This is a genomic window from Shewanella sp. 10N.286.52.E4 (genome assembly GCF_041468785.1).
GTDB classification, from domain to species: Bacteria; Pseudomonadota; Gammaproteobacteria; order Enterobacterales; family Shewanellaceae; genus Shewanella; species Shewanella electrodiphila.
Window position 1 is genome coordinate 1 of the sequence record NZ_JBFRJJ010000092.1, and the last position, 2,912, is coordinate 2,912.

At 36.6% G+C, this 2,912-nt stretch carries 3 protein-coding genes; 1 reads left to right on the forward strand and 2 read right to left on the reverse strand.

Translation table 11 applies throughout. The features are described from left to right. Positions 1–141 precede the first annotated feature (141 nt). Positions 142–432 carry a hypothetical protein gene (locus AB4153_RS21555; RefSeq protein WP_371998626.1) on the reverse strand — a complete coding sequence of 97 codons (291 nt, stop codon included), beginning with the start codon at positions 430–432 and terminating at the stop codon, positions 142–144. 110 nt (positions 433–542) lie between these two features. Continuing rightward, positions 543–1,214, reverse strand: coding sequence for a penicillin-insensitive murein endopeptidase (locus AB4153_RS21560; RefSeq protein ID WP_371998627.1), 672 nt, complete (start codon positions 1,212–1,214; stop codon positions 543–545). A gap of 323 nt (positions 1,215–1,537) precedes the next feature. Between AB4153_RS21560 and AB4153_RS21565 the strand changes: the two genes are divergently transcribed. Next, positions 1,538–2,506 carry an integron integrase gene (locus tag AB4153_RS21565; RefSeq protein WP_371998628.1) on the forward strand — a complete coding sequence of 323 codons (969 nt, stop codon included), beginning with the start codon at positions 1,538–1,540 and terminating at the stop codon, positions 2,504–2,506. Positions 2,507–2,912: the final 406 nt, after the last annotated feature.

The following is a 2,912-nucleotide window of genomic DNA, read 5'->3' on the forward strand; positions in this document are numbered from 1 at the left end:
TTCTTTTTACTAAAAAATCGCCTACCGCAGGTCAAGAACGCTCTAATAAACCGCGCAAATCGCGGAGCCTTCTTTGTGTATACTTCGCGAAGCGAAACACAAAGAAGGCGGAGTGTTTTGCGTCGGTTTTAATTAGTTTTGTTATATGGAATGACACTGATCATACTCTAACTCTAGGAATATTTTATTTTCGTCATCAAAAAGCACAATTCTCATTCTATTATTCTTGAGTTTAATTAGCTGGCCAGTCTCAACACGTTCGCCATCAGGATCTATCGTGTTATATATTATTTTAGAGTGATTAAATGTAAGAGTCGATTTTTTATCATCCCAGCCTTCATAATAAACCACACAATTACAGTCAGATATTACGATTTTAGATATAATAGTATCAGCATAAAATAAGATATCTTCTAAATTGGTGCTAAACATTCTCATCCATATAACGCCGCGTTAAGCGGACAAAAATTGTGGGTTATAATGTGTAGCGAAGCGAAACGTAACCCACTGTTTTTTGTTCCGTTTAAACGCCTTGTTAGCATTTATTTACACGAAACAATGAAGTCTACATGATAATGCTCATCATGGCGTACCCATGAACGTTTTTTTGAAAATTGAATATTGTTTTTTAAATATTCAGAATACTTAGTTTTAAATAAATTTGGTTGTAATTTGGGGTCAAAAATAACACGCCAGAGATCTATGCCAGCCTTTATAGACTCTTTATGTAGTTCAACAATATGAGCAGCTAAAGCATCGTAATCAATACGAAGATCATCATATTTACCAGCGCTATCAAATTCAATATTATAACCAAACTTATTAAATGGATTCGTTGGTAAATGAACAGATTCATTATTGTCATTTAATACTGGAGTCATAAAATCAACTGACAAACCATTTTGATGAGTTTTATGCGGACGGAATTTACCACCATCTTCAAAACCTGTTTCAGCATATTTATATACCTTATTTGGCATTGTAACTTCTAAATTTTTATATGATCTTAGTAATACTGTTTTTACAGTTGAATGCACATAAGTTCTGCCTGCTAACCTAGCAATAGTGCTGTAACCAACAAAATTATCACCTTCACTTGGTAGTTCAACTCCATTTCTCAAGCTTCCATTCGAAGTTGTTCCGTAGCACACACTTTCAGTCGAGTATGCAGTTGGAGAAATAAGTATGAGAACAATTATTAGTAGTTTACTCAATGAAATAATTATACTCCTGGTATGAATGCTAACATTTGTATAGTGCGCATGCGCATTTACCTCATCAGACCAGTAAAAACGCGCACACCTAATTACCTGAAAATATTGTAAAAGCTAACATTATAGCTAATAAACTTCTTGATAAATGCGCATGCGCACTTTTCAAGCCTATTATTTAAAAAAATATTACATTAAGCGATTGATAATATGTGAGTATTTAAAAAATCACAAGGATAAACGCGCATAAAACAATCATTTTATCACTTGAAAAATGGCAAAATTAAATAACACTGTATATAAACACAGTCATCGAGTTATTTAGCATGCAAAAAATGACAAGCCCGTTTCTCAGTAAAGTTCAAGAAAATATGCGAATGCGTGGGTACAGCATAAGAACCGAAAAAGCCTATTTATATTGGATGAAGGCGTTTATTAACTTTCAACATAAACGACACCCGGAAACGATGGGATCAATTGAAGTCGCGCAGTTCCTTAGCTATCTTGCAAACTCCCGTCATGTCGCTGTGAATACACAAAAAGTGGCGCTCAATGCATTAGTTTACCTTTATCAAAAACACTTAAAACAAACGTTAGGTGATTTAGGCTTTCGTTACGCAAGTAAACAAAGGCAGCTTCCAACCGTATTATCGACAACAGAAGTGGCAAAGGTATTGAGTCAACTTAAAGGCCGCGATAACCTTATCATTGCAATGCTATACGGAAGTGGCTTACGTATTTCTGAGTGCTTGAGTCTGCGAATACAAGATATCGATATTGAGCATCAATCTCTCACCATTCGAAACGGTAAAGGTAGAAAAGACAGACAGACCATTCTCAGCCAAAGATGCATCGACAAACTTAGTGAATTTATTGAAAGTGCGATCAGTGTTCAACAGAAAGACAACCTTATCGGTGTGGGGCCATCCCTACCCAACGCATTGGAACGAAAATACCCAAGTGCATTTAAACAAATTGGATGGATGTTCATATTTCCTTCTACGACTATCGTCAATAATCCCTATACGGGAACGCTTTGCCGACATCATTTACATCATAGTGTCATACGTAAGTCACTCGCTAAAGCGGTACATAAAACGGATATCACTAAGCGCGTGACATGCCATACCTTTAGGCACAGCTTTGCGACCCACTTATTACAATCTGGCAGGGATATCCGCAGCGTTCAGGAGTTGTTAGGGCATAATGACGTCAACACAACTCAGATTTATACACATGTGTTAGGCCAGCATTATGCAGGAACCATTAGCCCACTGGATATGTTGAGTGATTAAGCATAAAAATTCGCGCTTTTATACATATGGCCAAGAGATAGCGTATTTATGAAAGAGGAAGCCTACATTGATGAACTACAAACCCATGTTTAATTATAAATACACAAGAACGAAAAAAGGCTCATCATTTCTGATGAGCCTTTCGTCTTAAATATGGCGGAGAGATAGGGATTTGAAGCCTAAATTGATGCGCTACAAACCTATGTTGTTTTATTTATTAATATCTAGATAGCAAAAAGCCCGTTACTTTGCAGTAACGGGCTTCTTTAAATATGGCGGAGAGATAAGGAGTTGAACCCTACACTGATGCGCTACAAACCTTTTAATTCTCTTGCCGAATTCACTCAATTTCCACATAGCAAAAAGCCCGTTACTTTGCAGTAACGGGCTTCTTTAAATATGGCGG